The 19,272-nt window shown below is 42.6% G+C and carries 20 protein-coding genes; 6 read left to right on the top strand and 14 right to left on the bottom strand.

The window, feature by feature from the left end; genetic code table 11:
- Window positions 1-200: 200 nt before the first annotated feature.
- Window positions 201-1,061 carry a hypothetical protein gene (locus CLV59_RS09880; RefSeq protein ID WP_111591872.1) on the bottom strand — a complete coding sequence of 287 codons (861 nt, stop codon included), beginning with the start codon at window positions 1,059-1,061 and terminating at the stop codon, window positions 201-203.
- A 239-nt stretch (window positions 1,062-1,300) separates the two neighbouring features.
- On the opposite strand from CLV59_RS09880, the gene CLV59_RS09875 reads away from it, so the two are divergent.
- The 6 genes from CLV59_RS09875 (at window position 1,301) to CLV59_RS09850 (ending at window position 10,357) form a co-directional block, all read left to right on the top strand.
- Complete coding sequence (locus tag CLV59_RS09875; RefSeq protein ID WP_111591871.1) at window positions 1,301-1,948, top strand: RNA polymerase sigma factor; 648 nt, start codon at window positions 1,301-1,303, stop codon at window positions 1,946-1,948.
- Between the two features lie 96 nt (window positions 1,949-2,044).
- Window positions 2,045-3,280: a FecR family protein gene (locus CLV59_RS09870; RefSeq protein ID WP_111591870.1), complete on the top strand. Its 1,236-nt coding sequence runs from the start codon at window positions 2,045-2,047 to the stop codon at window positions 3,278-3,280.
- Between the two features lie 159 nt (window positions 3,281-3,439).
- A complete protein-coding gene (locus CLV59_RS09865; RefSeq protein WP_170137700.1) occupies window positions 3,440-6,874 on the top strand; it encodes a SusC/RagA family TonB-linked outer membrane protein in 3,435 nt (1,144 codons plus the stop codon).
- A 25-nt stretch (window positions 6,875-6,899) separates the two neighbouring features.
- Window positions 6,900-8,477: a SusD/RagB family nutrient-binding outer membrane lipoprotein gene (locus tag CLV59_RS09860; protein WP_170137699.1), complete on the top strand. Its 1,578-nt coding sequence runs from the start codon at window positions 6,900-6,902 to the stop codon at window positions 8,475-8,477.
- Between the two features lie 27 nt (window positions 8,478-8,504).
- On the top strand, window positions 8,505-9,548 hold the full coding sequence (locus CLV59_RS09855) for a DUF1735 domain-containing protein (protein WP_111591867.1): 1,044 nt from the start codon (window positions 8,505-8,507) through the stop codon (window positions 9,546-9,548).
- A gap of 29 nt (window positions 9,549-9,577) precedes the next feature.
- Complete coding sequence (locus CLV59_RS09850) at window positions 9,578-10,357, top strand: zinc metalloprotease (protein WP_111591866.1); 780 nt, start codon at window positions 9,578-9,580, stop codon at window positions 10,355-10,357.
- An 87-nt stretch (window positions 10,358-10,444) separates the two neighbouring features.
- Here the strand turns inward: CLV59_RS09850 and CLV59_RS09845 are convergent, their stop codons facing one another.
- From CLV59_RS09845 to CLV59_RS09785, 13 genes are all read right to left on the bottom strand, one after another.
- On the bottom strand, window positions 10,445-11,548 hold the full coding sequence (locus tag CLV59_RS09845; protein WP_111591865.1) for a DUF2911 domain-containing protein: 1,104 nt from the start codon (window positions 11,546-11,548) through the stop codon (window positions 10,445-10,447).
- Window positions 11,549-11,855: 307 nt separating this feature from the next.
- Window positions 11,856-12,293: an aminoglycoside 6'-N-acetyltransferase gene (aac(6'), locus tag CLV59_RS09840; RefSeq protein WP_111591864.1), complete on the bottom strand. Its 438-nt coding sequence runs from the start codon at window positions 12,291-12,293 to the stop codon at window positions 11,856-11,858.
- 109 nt (window positions 12,294-12,402) lie between these two features.
- Window positions 12,403-13,281 carry a dienelactone hydrolase family protein gene (locus CLV59_RS09835; protein WP_111591863.1) on the bottom strand — a complete coding sequence of 293 codons (879 nt, stop codon included), beginning with the start codon at window positions 13,279-13,281 and terminating at the stop codon, window positions 12,403-12,405.
- Window positions 13,282-13,285: 4 nt separating this feature from the next.
- A complete protein-coding gene (locus tag CLV59_RS09830; protein WP_111591862.1) occupies window positions 13,286-14,017 on the bottom strand; it encodes a GNAT family N-acetyltransferase in 732 nt (243 codons plus the stop codon).
- Window positions 14,018-14,023: 6 nt separating this feature from the next.
- On the bottom strand, window positions 14,024-14,473 hold the full coding sequence (locus CLV59_RS09825) for a DMT family transporter (RefSeq protein ID WP_111591861.1): 450 nt from the start codon (window positions 14,471-14,473) through the stop codon (window positions 14,024-14,026).
- Between the two features lie 54 nt (window positions 14,474-14,527).
- Window positions 14,528-15,124 carry a Crp/Fnr family transcriptional regulator gene (locus tag CLV59_RS09820; protein ID WP_111591860.1) on the bottom strand — a complete coding sequence of 199 codons (597 nt, stop codon included), beginning with the start codon at window positions 15,122-15,124 and terminating at the stop codon, window positions 14,528-14,530.
- Between the two features lie 28 nt (window positions 15,125-15,152).
- Window positions 15,153-15,899: a hypothetical protein gene (locus CLV59_RS09815; protein WP_111591859.1), complete on the bottom strand. Its 747-nt coding sequence runs from the start codon at window positions 15,897-15,899 to the stop codon at window positions 15,153-15,155.
- 130 nt (window positions 15,900-16,029) lie between these two features.
- Window positions 16,030-16,719 carry a hypothetical protein gene (locus tag CLV59_RS09810; RefSeq protein WP_146616155.1) on the bottom strand — a complete coding sequence of 230 codons (690 nt, stop codon included), beginning with the start codon at window positions 16,717-16,719 and terminating at the stop codon, window positions 16,030-16,032.
- A gap of 35 nt (window positions 16,720-16,754) precedes the next feature.
- The gene (locus tag CLV59_RS09805) at window positions 16,755-17,159 is read right to left on the bottom strand and encodes a hypothetical protein (RefSeq protein ID WP_111591857.1); all 405 of its coding nucleotides are present in this window, start codon (window positions 17,157-17,159) and stop codon (window positions 16,755-16,757) included.
- Between the two features lie 22 nt (window positions 17,160-17,181).
- Entirely contained in the window at window positions 17,182-17,667 is a 486-nt protein-coding gene (locus CLV59_RS09800) for a hypothetical protein (protein ID WP_111591856.1), read from the bottom strand.
- Between the two features lie 15 nt (window positions 17,668-17,682).
- A complete protein-coding gene (locus CLV59_RS09795) occupies window positions 17,683-18,123 on the bottom strand; it encodes a hypothetical protein (RefSeq protein ID WP_111591855.1) in 441 nt (146 codons plus the stop codon).
- A 27-nt stretch (window positions 18,124-18,150) separates the two neighbouring features.
- Window positions 18,151-18,714 carry a C1 domain-containing protein gene (locus CLV59_RS09790; protein WP_111591854.1) on the bottom strand — a complete coding sequence of 188 codons (564 nt, stop codon included), beginning with the start codon at window positions 18,712-18,714 and terminating at the stop codon, window positions 18,151-18,153.
- Between the two features lie 123 nt (window positions 18,715-18,837).
- A complete protein-coding gene (locus CLV59_RS09785; RefSeq protein WP_111591853.1) occupies window positions 18,838-19,266 on the bottom strand; it encodes a MarR family winged helix-turn-helix transcriptional regulator in 429 nt (142 codons plus the stop codon).
- Window positions 19,267-19,272: the final 6 nt, after the last annotated feature.

Raw genomic sequence — 19,272 nt, 5'->3', positions numbered from 1 at the left:
GAACGCAAGAATACCTGTGCATACAGAATAAACGAATGTATACTGGCATCTACATACCCAGGGGACCTTCAAAATTGGATATTTTGGAAAAACACCATTCGGATATAACTGTGAAAATGCGAATTTTCAGCATTTAAACATGATCGCCCTCGTTTAAAATTCGGGAGCGATCATGGACAGAAATAGATTTTATCATTCTATTATTCCCAATAGGTAATCGTTCTAATTAGCTTTTTTTCGTCATATTCTTTCGTCAACCAGTTACCAGCTTTATCATTGTGGTTGTCGTGGATAATAATTTTCGGACTACCGAATGAACTTACATATTCCTCCTTCACCAGTTCATTGTTCGCATTGTAGTAGTATTTTATGTAATCAGCTCTGGTCAGACATCCCCAGGCAATATCGTTCGTACTAAAGATAATGTTGCCGAATTTATCCTTCTGATAAAATACTTTGGCGATGGTATCTCCTTTATGAAAGGATAGGTGGATCTCAGTGGAATCCGTAGTGATGGATTCGGATTTCTTGCCTTCCCCGCCCAGGTCATATTCTCCTTTCTTAACCTTTCCATCCGGGTAATAATCATAAACTGTTCTCCTGACATCTTTGCCTGAAGAGCTGAATATTTCTTCCACCAGCCTGTTTTGCGCATCATAGCGGTATCTGTTGCTACGTTCAAATGAGGTATCGCGGATCAACAGCCCTTTGGTATTATACCAAAATTGATTGGGTGTTTGTTTGTAGCCGTCATACGATTCATTAATGGTTTTGATTCCATTTATGGTATCATACTCATACCTACACAGGCTGGTGTCAATATTACCACTAGACTGAATCCTGATTCTATCCTTTCTGGTAAGAAAGCCCATTTCATTGTATTCACAGGTAAGGATACTTGTCCATTTACCATTTTCATATTCATTTTCAACAACTTTCCTGGGCTTACCTCTTAATTCGTCCTCTTTCCAGTCATTTTTAGCATGGAGCAGAAAGTTCTCTCTGTGTGGTGGCGTTGAGCAGGCACAGCATAGTAATAGGGAGATGATTAGATATTTCATAGGTTAATGTGGTTTAATTGGGTATAGATGAGCCAAAAATAGAAGAATTTTGGTGATTGACACGAATAGTTCAGGTACAGGCCATTCAATTTTAAAATAACCTCTCCGGCTATAAATAGTCCATTCTCCAGGGGCACAGGCCTACTTTTCCATAATACTTTCCGGCATGTGCCACCGTGTCTACCTAAACTTGTAATCAATTTTTTACTACTTTAGTACGACCACGTAATTGGCTAACAATGGAGGATACAAGACTTTTGCCTGCGATAGCGGAGGGAGACGAAACTGCATTTGTAAGACTATTTGAAAAATATAAAGCGAAAGTATATTTCGCTGCACAAAAGTTATTGAAATCAGATAGTAACAGCAAAGATGTATTACAGGAAGTGTTTACAACTATCTGGCTCAACAGAGCATCGCTCCATGAAATTGAAAATTTCAATGCCTATCTCCACACCATGGTGCGGAATAACATCTATAGTAGGTTAAGAAAAAAGAAAGCGGAAGGAAAAATTATCAGTATGATGCAGGAAAACAGTGTCGATAGCGATACCGGCACGGAAGAAGCGCTCAAACTGCGCGACCTGCAAGCCTCTATTTCTATGGCTGCCCAACAGTTGACACCACAGCAAAAGCATGTATATCACCTCAGCAGAACGGCAGGATTTACCCATGATGAAATAGCGGCCCAATTGAAAATTTCAAAAGAGACCGTCAAGAAACATATAATGGCCGCCAATAAAGTAATTCAAGCCTATTTGCGCGATCAGAGTTTCCTTCTGGTCATTTTTCTTTGCGTGTCCAACTACTCCCCTCACCTCACCGATCATCCTGATCATTCCGTTCCTTCGAACGAAATTCCTATTGATTATAAATACGTTAATTAATCGCCCTGTTTTTTTGAAAAAAAATATTTTTTCATCTACCCCTTTGTATAAGTGCCGTGCGTCTAATATTATTGAAGGCACTTATAATCAGCTTTTATGCAGGATCGATTGCTGGAATTATTCCACAAATATGTAAATGATAACTGTTCCACGGAAGAACTATCAGAGCTATACGAACTTTTCTCCCTTACCGGAAATGAGATAATCGTAAAAGAGCTGATTGCCCAGACTATTGAGGATATTCACCAGCACCCTGAACAAATAAATACATTCCTGAGTCAGGAAGATGCCGAAAAAATATTGAATGACATCTTCCCGCAAACATCTGATACAGCAATTGTTCCCCATGTTCCAGTCAAAATAAGTCGCATGCGATGGTGGAAATGGGCTGCCGCAGCCACGGTTGCAGTCCTTATCAGCCTATCTGGTTATTATGTCCTTCATCAATCCGGTAACAAGGCTACTCGTGAAATAGCTGGCAGGAAGTCTTCTACCAGTAACAGCAGCAACAAAGCCACGCTTATCCTTAGCAACGGACAGACTATCCTCCTGGACAGCGTTCCCAATGGATTGCTTGCCACACAAGGCCAAGGCCGTGTTGTGAAAAACCAGAATGGAGCAGTTATTTACAGCGCTGCAGGAAAAGATGGAGACCAAATAGTTTATAATACCATCACTACTCCCCGCGGCGGGCAGTATTTCCTGCAATTGTCCGACGGTAGTAAAGTTTGGTTAAATGCGGCTTCCTCCATTAGGTTCCCGGTTGTGTTTCCCGCCGGAGAACGCAAGGTATACATCACCGGAGAAGCTTATTTCGAAGTGGAACACTTGTCGGGCCATCATGATCAGCCGGCAGCATTCATCGTAGAAGCTACCAGCAATGCAACAGATAACCGCGGTTGCCGCATTGAAGTACTAGGAACAAAATTCAATATCAACTCCTATTCAAATGAACCGGTAGTCAGCACGACCCTACTGGAAGGAAAAGTAAAAGTACATGTGAATAACTCCCTGCAATCGCAGGTATTACAACCTAACCAACAGGTAAACATCAGCAGGAAAGGAGACATGTATCTCACTACATCAGCAGATGTAAATGCGGTAATAGCCTGGAAAAACGGCTATACCCAATTTGCCGCGGTACCTCTCTCTGCCGTTATGAGACAAGTAGAAAGATGGTACGATGTGAATGTTCAGTTTGAAGGCAATGTAGCAGACATAAAATTCACCGGCAAACTAAAACGTACGGAAAGTCTGGCTGAATTCCTGAAAATATTAGATCTAAACAATATCAAATATGAGATAAATAACTCCACGATTATTATAAAATAAAGTATCAATCAAATAGGGATCATTGAATTTTCAAAAGCGCTTTTGAATTTAAGAGACCAACGTCTATTGCTCATTTCTCAACCAAAAAATATGATTTTCTTAAAAAATGTATTTGAGAGAATACAAGGATTTCCACGCCCTGACCTAAAGCTATGCAAGATGAAAACGATCTTTGTTTTCTTACTGACGGTCAGTTTACAGTTAAGCGCCAAATCGTATTCACAGAATGTTACGCTGAAGGGTGAAAAATTGAATATTGAACAAATATTTTCGGCCATAGAACGCCAAACGGACTATGTCTTCTTTTACAAAGATGATGCGCTGCGATCCACCACTCCTGTTTCAGTAAACCTGAACAATGTTCCTGTAGCAGATGCATTGGCCAGCTGCTTAAAAGGGCAACCATTGAATTATTCTATAGTAGGACACAATATCATTGTGCTGAAAGCGGATGCCCACAATCGGAATAACAATTCCACTCCTCAGCAGTCTACACAGTTTGTTAAGGGTACTGTTACAGATGAAAAAGGCACTCCGTTAACCGGAGTAACCATCAGAATTAAAGGGACCTCGCTTGGTACCAGTACTGATGCCAATGGCCATTTTCAAATTTCTGTTCCTGCCACCAGTTCTAAAATTCTTGTGTTTTCTTATATAGGTACGCAATCAGAAGAAGTGCAGATTATCAACGATGAGCCACTGGTTGTACACTTAAAACTCAAAGCTACTTTTCAACCGGAAGTAGTGGTTACAGCCTATGGTATTAAACGTCAGCCTAAGGAATTGGGCTATGCCGCCACTACTATCTCTGGCAAGGAATTAAACCAGGCGGAAAATATCAATGCCACCTCCGGGTTAATTGGTAAAGTATCCGGGCTCTCTGTACAAACACAGGACAATAACCTGGACCCTTCTTATAAAATTAATTTACGCGGTAACAGGTCTATTACAGGGAACAACTCCGCCATCATTGTGTTGGACGGAGCCATTGTACAGCCTTACATCCTGAATAATATCAACCCGAATGATATTGAAAGTGTGAACGTTCTGAAAGGTAGCGCTGCCGCCTCTCTGTATGGTTCTATGGGTAGCAATGGCGCTCTGGTGATTACCACTAAGAAACCAGCCGCCGGCAAAACAGAAATCAACTTCAAAACGAGCGTACAGTGGGAAAGCATTTCCAAACTGCCAAATCTTCAATACACCTATGGTGGCTGGGGAGGCGAATCCGCTTACGTAGATCCTATCACCGGACAAACTATCAATGTTCCTTTTGAGAACCAGCAATTCGGTCCTAAATACGACGGTAGTATGGTGGACGTAGGTACGCCCAAACGTATATTCTACAACGATGGAACTTATAAAGACACGGTGATCAGAACCACCTACGCTCCTAAAAAAGGATCACGTACCGATTTCTTCCAGACAGGCATCACTAAACAGTATGACTTGTCACTCGGTACCTCCACACAAAATTCATCTACCTATATTGCCTATCAGCGTACAGACAGATCTGATATCGTACCGGAAAACAAACTCACCAAGAACTTCTTTAAACTTAATGGAAGTACCAAATACAATATTGTGAGTCTTGACTATACACTGGGCTATACCAATACCTATACCGACCAGATTTGGGACAGAGGAAGTTTATATAATCAAATCCTGAACTCCCCGTCACATGTGGATTTGAACTGGTTCAAAACCGGGTTCTTTTCTTCTCCGGACAACTACTACAATGCCTGGAATGATAATCCCTGGTGGAACCTGAACAACTTCAGATCTAAGAGTACAGATAATAAATTCGTAGGAAACGTAGCAGCAAGAATTGCGATCACCGATAATTTAGAAGCCAGTTACCGCTTCGGTTACACCTATAGTTCCTTTAATTACAAGAATACGGGCAACGGCTGGAAATATTCTGACTATGAGCAAACCAATCCCTATAATATTCCAGGCGGGACGCAGGCATCTAACAGGAAAGTACTATTGCCTACCGCGAATGGTGGCTCCAGCTTTGAATCTAGATTAACGGGAGATTTCATATTGTCATATAAAAAGCAATTGTCGAGGGCTATTAACTCCAAACTGTTGTTAGGTCATTCCATCGTTCAGGATAAATACAATACAGAAAGCTTTGGCGCCAATACCCTTGCATTCAATGATTTTTATAATGTTTCCAGTTACATTGGCCAGCAGTATGCCGCAGAGAGCAAGGCAGCACGTAATCAACAGGCAGCATTTGCTGATTTATCTTTTGGCGTGAACAAATTTCTGTTCTTGCATGGTAGCTATCGTTTCGACTGGACTTCCATTCTCGCTGCTGCACACAGAAGATTCTCTTATGGATCTGCAGATGCAGCCTTCATTCTTTCAGATGCTTTCCCAGAAATGTTTAACAATGATGTTATCAGTTTTGGTAAGGTGAGACTCGCGTACAGCCAGACTGGTCAGGTTAACTTAAGCAATGTTAGTACTTATGGCGCTTACTTGACCACTCCGTCTTTCAATGTGGCGTCTGGTTATCCTTATAATAATAGTGTTGGTTACACTAAAAATTCGCTGGCGCCAAATCCTAACCTAAGAGATGAACGTACCACTGAAATTGAAGCCGGTATTGAGGTGAGCCTGTTGAAGAATAGAATCAACTTCACTTCAACAGTTTTCAAACAAAGAACAAAAAATCAGACCATCCCTTCTCAGGTATCCCCTGCAACAGGATTTTCTTCTATGCTTGTGAATGGCGGAGAGACTTCCAACTTCGGTGTTGAGTCTGATTTAAAAGTGAATCTCATTGACAACAGGTCTAATGGTCTGAGATGGGATATAGGCGCCAACTTCACTTATATTGAAAACAAGGTGGTAGCGTTGCCTAACGGAGGCGCGGATCTATCAATGACCAATGACGCCTATGCCGTAGTAGGCTATGCCTTCCCTGCGTTGAAGGTAACAGACTTCAACAGAGACCCTGCCACTGGAAAAGTGATTGTAGACAATAACGGTTATCCTACCCGTGCAGCGGCCTACAAATTCATGGGCTCCATTTTTCAGCCATACCGTCTGGGCCTGAATACATCTGTTTCCTTTAAGAACTTCGGACTTTCCATAGTAGCAGATTACAGAGGCGGTGGCGTATTATTCAATCAGATCGGACAAACATTAGACTGGACAGGCGCTTCTGAACATTCCACTTATGGAAATCGTCAGCGTTTTGTATTCCCCAACTCCGTTTATGATGATGGCAGCGGGCACTATGTACCCAATACTTCCAGACAGATCGCGAATGTGTATCAATTCTGGCAGGCATATAGTACAATCGGTACACCATATGTGACCAGCAACGCTTTCTGGAAGCTCAGAGAAGTAGTATTGTCTTATACCTTCCCAGCATCTGTTTTCAAAGGAACTAAAATCATCAAAGGAGCTACTATAGCGGTTACCGGCAGGAACCTGTTTATGTGGAGACCATCCGAAAATATCTGGACTGATCCCGAATTCAATATTGGAGGCGGCTATAATGCAGATGGTACCACCAATACCTCCCAAACGCCACCAACCAGATTCATTGGCGGAAATATCAGTGTCAGATTCTAATTATTCAACAGGAAACTTTTACAAAATGAAAGTACTCACTAAATATATAATCGTATTGTTCTTGATCGCCGGGATTTCTTCCTGTTCAAAAACATACTTCGATATAAATGAAAACAATCCCAATAATCCCAACAATGTCGATGTAGACCTGGTATTATCTCCACAGTTGAAGAACATTGCTTACATACAGCATATGGGCTCCGACGACATGTCTTACTGGATGGGATATTGGACGATCGGCGGTGGCTCCTTTGTGAATTCATACGTGTTCAATTACACTTTCGACAATAAGTGGTTCCAGGGTATGTGGACCAGTTACTACGGATACCTCGGTAATTTGCGGTACATAGATCAACATGCCAACGGTAATAACTTCTACAGAGGTATTGTGAAAACGATGAACGTTATCTGTTATCATAACCTGGTTGATCTGTTTGGAAATATTCCTTACACACAGGCGTTGCAAATAGACAGATATCCTACGCCTGCCTACGATGATGCGGCCACTATTTACAATGACTTATATCAGCAACTGGACAGTGCCAGGGACTTGATTAAAAACTGGAACGGGAACTTACCGAAAGGGGATATTATGTATAATGGCAGTAAGTCTAACTGGATTAAATTTATTAACACTCTCCAGTTAAGACTCTTGCTCAGAGTGAGTCAGGTAGGTACTAAACCGCCTTACTATGCCACTGCATTACAACATTTATTGACTAGTGCAGCAACTGACGGATACATTTCAAATGTGCAGTCGGAAGGAAATGCAAACCCAGGATTTTTCAATCAAAGCGGAAAAGGTAATCCATTCGTGGAGAGATTCTGGAACATCAGTCAAAACCAGCAAACATCCAGCTACAATTACTATCGCGCAAATGCCGCTGCGGTTAACTTCTATTGGGATGGATTCAATGGATATGGCGACTGGCGTCTATACAGAATGTATGCCCCGTATGATAAAAACCCGGACCATTTTAAAGGAGGTTATTTCGGCGTACCTACTGCCAACAATGATACACTATCAGGTTTATCATGGGGAGACAATGTTAATGGCAGTTTTGCGGGTAGCAATGGCTTTGGCATTATCAAAAATGTGAATCAGCCTATACCAATGCTCACCGCTTTCGAAAGCTTTTTCCTCCAGGCAGAGGCAGCCTACAGAGGCCTTATTCCTGGCGACTATAAAGAGTTATACAAAAATGGCGTTCGTGCCAACTTCACTTACCTGTACAAAGGTTCATTGCCTGATCCATCTGGTAATCTTTATTATCAGCCAGCAGACGCTATTGCAGATGCAAATGGTTACATGGCACAGACCACCGGTAAGGTCAACAATTTCAATATTGACTTAAGCTCTGATCCACTACAAACCATCTTATCACAGAAATGGATTTCCATGAATGGCGTAAATCCATTTGAACCATATGCCGATTTCAGACGTACGGGATGGCCTACTTACATCTATGGTTCCAAATATCCAGGCGCGCCTGCCTTACCAAAAAGAGTATTCTATCCTAGCCTGGAATACGCTACCAACGCAGTGAATGTAAAAGCGCAAGGAGAAGATTTACTCACCAAAAAAATATTCTGGGGAAGATAATTTATAGTCCTTACAAACTATTTAAAGATGAAAAAACATATCAACCTAATCTATATAAGTCTTTTGGCAGTTACCATGCAGTCATGCCTGAAAGATAAATTCGGTATATCCGTGTCTGATGTACCGGCCACCAAAATTGTGGAATTAGCGCCATTGGATGATGGGGCTACCACCTCCATCAACAGCCGGATGAAAACAATCAGCAGGCTGCCATCCACTCTGAGCGCCACAGATACCATGACCATTCCGGTTTACCTCGGCAGCACCACTGGTCCATTGGATCATGATGTAACGGTAACGCTTGCACGAGATACGGCTGCAATTGCTAAATACAACCTCGCTCAGGGAACGAACTGGAGTTTCTTTCCGGAGAACACCATTGTCAGTGAAAATTTGAAAGTGACGATACCTGCCGGCAAAAATGTGGGATACTTTAAACTGGTGGTGAATACGCTGAAAGTGCTGTCGGACGACAAATACATGATCGCCTATAATATTGCCGAAGTGCCCAAACCGTTATCTATCAGCGCTGACAGGTTCTATGTATATTATAAAATGGTCGTTAGAAATAAATACGATGGCTTCTATTCACTGCGCTCCGGTGGTATGACCGACTACCAGGTTCCTGATAATGTTTTTATTGGTAGTACAACAGTAGAACTGGTGACGATAGATGATTCCACTTGTCTGATGAGAGATGCTTATGTATATCACGATTATCCTAATTCCAAAGATCCTAACAATCAGCCGGTAAATGGGCATCTGCTCTGGAGTAAATCAGGTAACGCCTGGAGTTGGTATGGATACTTTTGCCCTGTACTGCATTTCAATCCTAACGGGAATGGTCAGATCACGCGTGTCACCAATTATTTTGGACAGCCAGATCCGGTAAGAGGGCGTTCTGCTGCATTAAGTCCAGATCCTACAGAGGCAGCCAATTCCGCCTGGGACCCTGTTACCCGAAATGTAAAAGCCTATTACCTCATGTATGATGGCTCCTTTACAGGCGGATGGAAAGGATCTAAAGTTTGGTTTTATGATAACCTGACTTTTGTAAGTGACCGACCTTAATTTATTATTTAACCTGGAACACGTTCTTTATGCAACAAAAATATTTCATCATAGCAGCCCTACTATTATGCTTTAGCTGCAGCAAACCCAGCAAACAGGAGGAATTGTATTTCGAAAATAATCTGACCTCCATTAAACCGGCAGACAATATCTGGTTTAATAAAAAGGTAGATTTTACTCGAAGCAAAAACATCACTGTATTCGTGGATAACAAGCTTTCCGGCGCCGACGGAAACGTGATTGCAATGGCCGTTAAATCTGCGCTTCCTGTAGCCCAAAAGTACCTAAGTCAGATATCTCCCAATATCAACATTACCAGTATCACCTACGGCGATGTGCTGCCTACACTGGGAACCACTTATGATGTGGTGATCAGAGGGGATAACAGCGGAACAAATTCGGCGCCAGCATGGGCACATATCCCTGATGGATCAGGCAGAGTGGGCGATCTGATTTCTATTAACCTCGATTTAAATCAGACCAGTTTAAAATGGGCGCATGTATATTATACCCGCTTAATTGTTCACGAATTCCTGCATACGCTTGGGTATGGACATACAGGTGCCGTATCTGGCGGAGATTATGATGCCAACGTAGCGGAAATGGCGATCCCTAATACTCATAAAACAGCTCAGGACCCTTCTCTGGCGATTATGTCTAGTTATAATTCGCTGTATTCATTGACAGGATATGATGAAGCACCCACTGATTTTGATGCTGGCACTAATCCGTTTTACATTTTCACAAAAGGCGATCTGGCACAAATTAATTGGTATTATAGTCTGAAACCGCCATATGACGTTTATTAATTCTAGTATGAATTTTTAAACAAACAACAAACCTCGGATCTGATGATCTGAGGTTTGTTGTTTTATAGTCTTTTGCAAGCAGGACTATCAGTTAATATCTTTTCCTTCCTGCAGGGTTTTTATCATTTTGTCAAGTCTGTCTTTATTGGGCAGGTCTGGCGCTTGTGCGCGGGATTTCTGGGCATAGCCTAATGCTTTTTTATAGTCGCCGATTGCGGAGTATCCCCGGGCCATGCCAGCGTTGGTGAGGAATTCGTCGGGGTGTTTATCGTAGTTTAACTTGAAGATATCGAAGGCTTCTTTTCCTTGTTTCAGATGCGCCAGTTGCCGGGCATAGAAATACAGATCATTGAGGCTTCCGAAGGGCAGCGCCTTTTTCATGACAGTAATAGCCTCTTCGTGGCGGCCAAGGCTGTCCAGGATAGCAGATTTAGTACTCCATGCCTGGAAGCTCAGTGAGCCTCCTGTGCTGATGCTGGTGGCTGAATCGGCCCATAACAGGGCTTCCGGGAGGTTTGTATTATGCTGTGCGCAGAAGCTGGCTGCTGCGTCCCAGGATTGCCAGGCAAAGCCACTGGTACCTCTTAATTCTTTGCGGAAAGAAGCGATCTGTGTTTTTACCAGATCTACGTCTATCTTAAATGGGATCATCAGTTTTTCCCATTCCAATGCAACAGTAGCGCTGGTGGGCGTTTCATCAATAAATTCATATTTCAGCCATTCCACACTTTTGTCTGTGGCCACAGGCTTAACTTTTATACGCAGCACATCTTCATTCGGATCATAATAGAAGCTGCCCCAGGAGCTAGCATTTTTGGAAAAGATCAGGGTACTTTCATTGGGGTCATAGGCTACAAAGAAGCCATAGGTACCGGCAGCCAGTGGCTGACCGTTTACCATTACATCTGTGGAAAATGTAACGGTGGTATTTTCATTAGCGCCAGCACGCCAGGGTGCAGCTTTAGAGGTACCGAAGCCCAGGTTAGCATAACCTTTATGTACTACCTCTCCCCAGATGTGCCCCTCTCTGTTTCTAACGCCAGGGCGGCTGTAATTAATGGTCACTTGTGTAATGCCAATACCTTCGCTGACGGAAGCGCGTTTATTATCACCACTAGGTACTGTGTTGAATTGTGCATAAGTAGAAATGGTCGTTAACAGGAATACACAGGCAATGATTGTCTTTTTCATTACTTGATTTTTGTAGTGTGAGGAATAATAATAGATACCAGTTTTTTCGCACCTATGGCGAGATGTAGGTAGCCTGTAGTTCGTCTACCATAGGGGCGCAAATAGCAGTAGTTATCTTTGTAACAACATTTATAAAAGTTAGGAATATTCCGGCAGACAAGGCCGGCATAGAAGGGGCTTTTTTGACCGTCCATCAAAATAGTGACTGCATGGGGAAACAGATAGTGCAGTAACAGATACAGTACCACTCTTTTATATTACACTACAAATCAATTCTTTGTTGATAATGAAGCGATCTTGTGAAGACTTATAACTTTTTTATAAAGCAGACAATCCTGGCTGCTTCTTCGAACCCAATCTTCTTATGAAAATCTATACTGGTATTATTGGAGATACTTGTATCAGATGCCAATTGACTGAGTCCCATCTTCCTGGCCCAGTCTTCTGCTGCCAACATTAATTTTCTGGCAATACCCTGCTGCTGAAACGCCGGCTTCACATACACCGCTTCCACATATGCAACCGGTAAATCGATTGCACCTTCTACATAATCCTGCCGAATACCCACATGGATGAATCCAATGTATTCTTCCTGTTCTCTGGCAAGCAAGCAAAGTTCATCCTGAGCAGGTATTATTTGTTGGAAATTATCAGTTTCCTCTTCTATATCACCATCACTCCAAAGGCCAGCAACCAGGGGCATCAATGAGGGCAGGTTTTCTACTGAAAGTATTTCTATTTCCATAAGCTTACTATCGTTTCTGAATGACTGAAATTACTTAAAAATAAACAGGAAAGCCGGATGAGTGATACATTCATCCGGCTTTAATATATGTAGATGGAGTGCTAAACAGTTATTGCAGCTTCTTTTTGAAAAAAGTAATGGTACGCGTCCATGCCAGCACAGCGGCATCCTTATCATATCTTGGCGTGGTATCATTATGAAAGCCATGATGGGTATTCGGGTAATGATAAACGACGAAGTCCTTATCATTATCCTGCAACGCTTTTTCATAAGCCGCGATGCCTGCGTTGATGCTCGCATCAGAGGCAGCATAATGTAGCTGTAGCGCAGCCTGGATAGCAGGTACTTCTTCCAGCGGGGCCTGCATTCCATAGAATGGTGCGGCTGCCAGCAATTCCGGAATGCGTGCCGCCATCATATTGGAAATCCAACCGCCGAAGCAGAACCCTACCACGCCTATTTTCCCATTGCAATTTGCATGATGTTGTAAGTAGGTAAAGCCAGCGATGAAATCCTCCAGCATTTCCTTTGGATCTCTTTTACTATGCAAGGCACGTCCATCATCATCATTTCCGGGGTAACCGCCTAACGGACTTAAAGCATCCGGAGCGAGACTAATAAACCCTTCCAGGGCGGCGCGTCTGGCGACGTCTTCAATGTGAGGGTTCAGTCCCCTGTTTTCATGCACTACTATAATTCCCGGGAGTTTTCCAGTATTCCCGGCAGGGATACATAGCAAGGCTTTTATAGTGCCTCCTCCTTTGGGAGATGGATAGGTTATATAAGAGGAGACAATGCGCGGATCATCTGCTTTCACCTGGATAGCGGCTATATAGTCCGGCGTCAGGTAAGATATCAGTGCAGGGACCGTCCAGCCGTTGGTAGCGTAAGCCGATAGCCGGTCCGTAAAATCTTCTTTGCTGATGCGGTTATGCGCGTAATCGTTGTACAATTCAAAAACTGTAGGATTGATATCTGCTTTGTTCATAAGTTTAAATTTTCAACCGATAATTGGTCATCAGAAAATCTGCTGTGAACCCTAACTTTTGGTATATATTTTTTCCCATGGCGGAGGATTGCAGGGTAGCCAGTTTTATATTTTTTGCTATTGCATTGTTTAGTAAGACCGCCATCACCTCTTCTGCAAAACCCTGCTTTCTGAAATCCGGGATAATGCCTACCCCATGAATCCCGACAACTCCATTCGATTCCAGTATCATGGCTGTTCCGATAGCCTGTTCTTCTTTCCTGACCAGGTAAAACTGGACCGTATGATTTGCCTTTTCTAGAATCTCTGCGGAAATAGTATAACCAAAACTCTGTGGATATAGTTCAGCCCAAATCTTCGCCTGCTCAGAAGTGGTCACTGTTTCCAAGCTGATCCGGCCGGGATGTTCAAAAGGAGTGGATAGTTTCAGGGACATCCCAATTTGTGTTGATTTCGCTTCAAAGCCGGCCGCTTCAAACAGGGGCTGTAAACTATTTTCAAAATCGCCCCAATGACTCAATGTGAGAGGCAGCTGATTATTCCTGCTGAAATCTGCCGCATCACTCAATACTTCCGGGGAAATGGCGCTCTTCAGCCAGATTCTGTTGGGCCATTCCGATCCAGGCACCTGAATGGAATCGAATGCGGTATGTTGTTGATAATTGCCGAATGCTATACCTGCTGCCAACCATAAAGAAGTCAGGTTATCTATACTCTGCTGATTCAAATTTTCCATGCTACTTTATTTAGAATTAATTAAAATAATACCTGTTAACATAGCTGCTATTCCTATTGTTTTTCTCCATGAGATAGCCTCTACTGGTAGTCCCAGCCAACCAAAATGTCCTGCTAAAGCGGATATCAGAAGTTGTCCACATAAGCCTAAAGAAATCATCTTTGCCATACCTAATTTAGGAATTGTAATATAGTATAGCGTGATACCGGTTACACTGAACAGGCCGCTGATAAACCAAAGATACCAGGGAATTTGTTTGGCCGTCTGGATACTGGGGAGTTGATTGGAGAACAGTAAAAAGAAAACTGTCGCGAATAGTAAACTGCTAATTGATTGGGAAATGGAGGCTAAGATGGGTTTCTTCAATATGGTTCCCAACTGTGCATTAAAGCCCGCCTGTAAAGCCAGGAAAATACCACCCAGAAAGGCCACTGTTGAATAGAAATATTGATTCATTGGACAAAAGTAGCCTTATACTTTTGTAGCACTCTTTACATATGTTGAGTCGGGTTACTTTTCCTTTAGTTCCTTCCGGATACGGCTTAGCTGGGTGGGTGTAATGGCCAGGTGAGACGCGATGTGCTGTAAGGGGATTCGTTTATCTATGTCTGGATAGGTAGCCAGGAGCTTCTGATACCTAACCGTTGCATTTTCCATTACGAGAGAAATTTCTCTTTGTTCTTTGTCGATGATCCAGTTTTTCTCCAGGTAAGCAATGTAGAAGCTTTTCAGGTCATCATTTTTATAAATGTATTCTTTGTACAAACTGTAATCCATCCGGATTATGATCGTATCTTCTATTGCCTGGAGAGCGAATTCCGAGGGCGCTTTTAACATAGCAGAAACAGCAGATCCGGCAAACTGATTTTCCAGGAAGATATTTTTATTGTAAGTATTTCCTTCATTGTCTGTAAAGTAGGCGATGATAGCCCCTTTACAGATGAAGTTAATATGTTTGGATACCTGTCCGGTACGTAATAATATTTCGCCTTTTTCGATAGTTTGAAAAACCGTAATACTTTTAAAAAGTTCGAACGCCTCTTCCGATACGGGGTAGTAGGATAAAATTTTGTCCTTAAAGGCGGATAAATATTGTGTTTCCTCCATTACTGCTATTTGCTGTTAATGTTAGAAATTAAATTCCCTGCAGCAAGCTATCTATTTCTTCCCGAGTATACAAGTATTTTAATCTTCTTTCCAGTAGTATTATACAATATTCCTCAAAAGGAGGGACTTGCATTCTACCAAAAGAATCCAGCCAAAATGTTTCGCCATTGTACTCATAGTTTTCACCGGCAGCATCGCCATCGTGAACAATTCTACCCGCATCACATTCACTCAGTACCACATATTGGCTTCCTGCGCAGGAACCGTGTCCTATAAACAATAATTTGATGACGCACTTATCTACCTCACATCCGAAACCCTCGTATATTCGTTGTGCTTCCTCATCGATAAATCTATTTGTGTGCAGCTGATACTGGGAAATCAGGGTATCAATTTTTTCCTGCTTCATTCCCGCATGTACACAGGCAATAAAAAAATCATATGTCAAATAGCATTCTGGCGCCCAGATTTCTTTTTTGCTAATATCCGCCAGGGTTATTCCCAACATCCTGCTCTGCCCCAGTTCCGATAGCAGGTATTTCGCAAATACCGGCAATTTAACCTGGTATTTTTCTTCGTATCTGTGAAATGCTGCCTGATCGAATTTATGGGATATACATTCAGACGCTGTTAGTAATCTCCTGCTTTCCAGATGGGCAGGATGTGCATTCAGCAGTTTGGTCAATTCCTCATCCGTAATAACGAACGGTCGTTGTTCTGCTATCAGGCTAAGATACTTAGGCAACAAACCGGACAAATAGCTGGACAAATTCAAAGTGAAAAGGTTTATATGATGGTTAAAACTGACTTATTATCTTGATTTATATTTTTCAATATATTCATCCTATTCTAGGATTGAACCGGGTTTCGGTCATATAGAGCATCGGTCATTTACTATTACATTATCAGAATGGTCCTCGAAATCCCCCTAAAGAACCATATCTGATTTCTTCCCTAAAGCAGTGTATTTGATGTTTAGTATAGAATTCTTCGGGATAAAAAGCAAGTTCCGCTTCTGCCTGACTCCTATTGATTCTTACCGCATTTCCATCCCCATGCAATATATAAATTGCTCTGTCAAAAAAGCCAAGTGCAACTCCATTATTCAAATACCCATTCTTACCATTAATACTAAAGAAACAACATTTACCCAGCAACTGGCCATGAAAATCTGCCAATCCCCAGCTTTCCCAAAAACCCTTCTCTCTGTAGGCAAGAAATCCGAGGCTTAAGTGCATAAAATGCCTGTAAACCATCGGCATCATCCAGCGGGGATTATCTCCTATGACAAATACGCCCGCATTATCCAGATGTTTTACAACTGCTAATCGTTCATTAAAATAACCGACAGCAGAAGGCTTCAAAGGTTTTATCGACGTATAGGCAGGCGGTAACAACCATCCCTGGTTTGGCAGGAAGATCCCATATAGTTTATTCTCTCTGACGATGTATGCCTGTAATGGCGCATTATAGCGGATCTGATGCAATGCAAAAGGCAAGAGCACCTTTCCGGAGGCATCCAGCAATGCCATTTCGGCTCCTTGAGTAAGGAGTTTACATCCATCAAGAAGAGGGACGACAGTCGGTTCATCCATATGTTAGGAATTAATATTGTGCGGAAGACCCGTAACTATGGCTTCTGCTGAAATGATTTCTTTTTCTTTCCGTAGGCCCAGCCACTCCAGATAAGTATGGCACCTCCAATTAATAAGAGAACGGCGCCCAATCGTTTATCTCCTTCTCCTGTTTTGAGATAGGACTTCCAAAGTATAAGTCCAACAGAACCCATAAATGCACCGCCCACATAACCTTGAGTGGACCATAATTTATACTTTTTGTATTGCTTCTCCTCTTCAGAGACAGGCGCGGGAGTGGGCCTTCTAGGCTCCTGTATTTCCGCTACATAATCCGGGTTTTCTGTTTTAAACTGGCTGTTGCAGTATTGACAGGCGATCGTAATTTCTTTTTGTTGTTTATCTGCTACGACATTGGAGAACGTTGTTGCTCCACAGTTAGGGCATTTTACTTGATTCATAAGGTAATAAGGGTAATAGGAATTATGCTTGTTCTTTATTTTGTGAGGATTGCTGCGCCCATCTTTCAGCGGCGGCTTTCTCCTCTTCTATTCTGTGTTTCAATGCGATTTGACATCTCCTTCCCAGGATAGACAACGGCATTATAAAGATGAGTAGTAGGAAAGCTATCCCAAACACTTTATGGATAAGCTCATTATTCTTGTTGAGGAGTCCTGCGATGATGGAACAACATGCCCCTGCTGCGCCAAGATAACCGAATATCATGCCGACAGTCAGTAGCCACTTAGGGGAAACTTTCACCAGGCTGCCAGGGGGCGGGGCCGGGATTCCCACATTATGCTGTGATGGAGCAGGTTGTGTTTTTTTCACGGGCATCGTATAGCCATCCCTGTTAACCTGGAACTGGCTGCCACAGTATTGGCAGTTAAGGGTTACTTCCTGTTGATTTTCAGCAATGGGAGCAGAGAATACGGTGGCTCCACAACTTGGGCATTTTACTTGGTCCATATTGTAAGATAAACATTATAATTTCCCATGCCGTCTTTTCAGCTCCCTGGAAGAAGCCCTTGCCAGCATGAATATACCAAATACGAGAAGGGAGAAGATCACTGGCACTCCAACCGGCATGTCTGTATCTGGCAAAAATGCGACTATCCACATAACAAGTGCAAATAATGCACCGATGCCGCCCATAATATATCCCAACACTTTAGTTATTTTATGTTGCAGATCAGATGCAGCTTTCCAGGCACTTTCCGGTGGAGCTGGTTCTGTATAAGTATACTTGATTTCTGTCTTATAAATATTTACAGGTGCTGTTGTATGAGGGCTGTAGTTGGGATTTCGCGTTTCAAACTGGCTGCCACAGTATTGACAGTTAACAGTAACGGTAGCCTGGCTTTCGGCTGCTACTGCCGAAGAGAATATAGCTGCGCCACAGTTGGTGCATTTTACCTGGTTCATGATAGGGATGAATTTATCTACAAATATTTATTCCATATTGCTTTTACCAAGATAGATAAAATACCCCACCAGGCCGGTAAGGACAATTGCCGCGATGATGGTAACCGCACTTGGTTGCTGGAATACAGCCGACCAGCTGCCGCCTGCAACGGGGAAAAACAGGAATGCCAATACGAATCCTACAATCTTCTTTACTTTACTTTTTTTCTTTCCTTCAGGGATATGAGAGGTATTGGATATTCCTGCGAATGCTTCCAACTCCGCTAATTCTTTTGCTTCCTGCTCCGGGTCATAGGTACTAATGCCTGGTTCATCTATCTCTCTCATGAGCGCTTCTACTTGCGCCATTTCTCTCGCTTCCAGTTTCGGATCGTAGGCAACTGGTTCATCCATCTTTTTCACGAATGCTTCCAGTTCTGCGATTTCTCTGGCCTCATGTTCAGGATTGTAAGCGTCCGGTTTATAGGCAGGATTTTTTGCAGTGAATTGTGAATTACAGTAAGTACAAGGTACAGCGACTATTTCATGATAATCTACTGCTATAGGTATATTGACGTTGGCGCCACAGTTAGGGCATTTAGATTGCTGCATAGTAAACGCATTCACATTTTTGATACTCCGAAGGTAGGGCAATTTTCATTCCGGTTTTGGCCGAACAGCCCACATGATAAGATGCGTAAAACAAAGATCGCCGGTGTATTACCGGCGATTTTATCAGGAGAGATTATCTCTAACTTTTTCCAGCAGCGTAATGAGCTGGGCTTGTTCGATGGGGGAAAGTCCTTTAGCGGTAATACTTTCCATTTTCCGCCAGGTATCGGTTACCTGTTGGTGGGCCGCTTTTCCTTTCTTAGTGATAAAGACCCTGGATATACGTTTATCGCTGGCATCTTTCTTTTTGGTAATCATTCCTGCATTCACCATACGCTCAATCATAGCGGCGATGGTTCCCTGCTGTATTCCCATTTTCTCTACCAGGGCTGATACTGTTTGTCCGTCTTCCAAATCAAGATAGTATAACAGAATATCCTGACCTGCGTGTATTCCCGTTCCTGACAATAATTCATTGCTCTTGTTTCTTCTGATCTTGCTGATCTCAACTAATAACCCGTTCAGTGAGTTATGCGGTTTGCCTGACTTCATCCGGCA

The sequence above is a fragment of the Chitinophaga dinghuensis genome, from assembly GCF_003259435.1.
GTDB classification, from domain to species: Bacteria; Bacteroidota; Bacteroidia; order Chitinophagales; family Chitinophagaceae; genus Chitinophaga; species Chitinophaga dinghuensis.
This window is presented reverse-complemented; position numbering and strand designations above follow the sequence as displayed.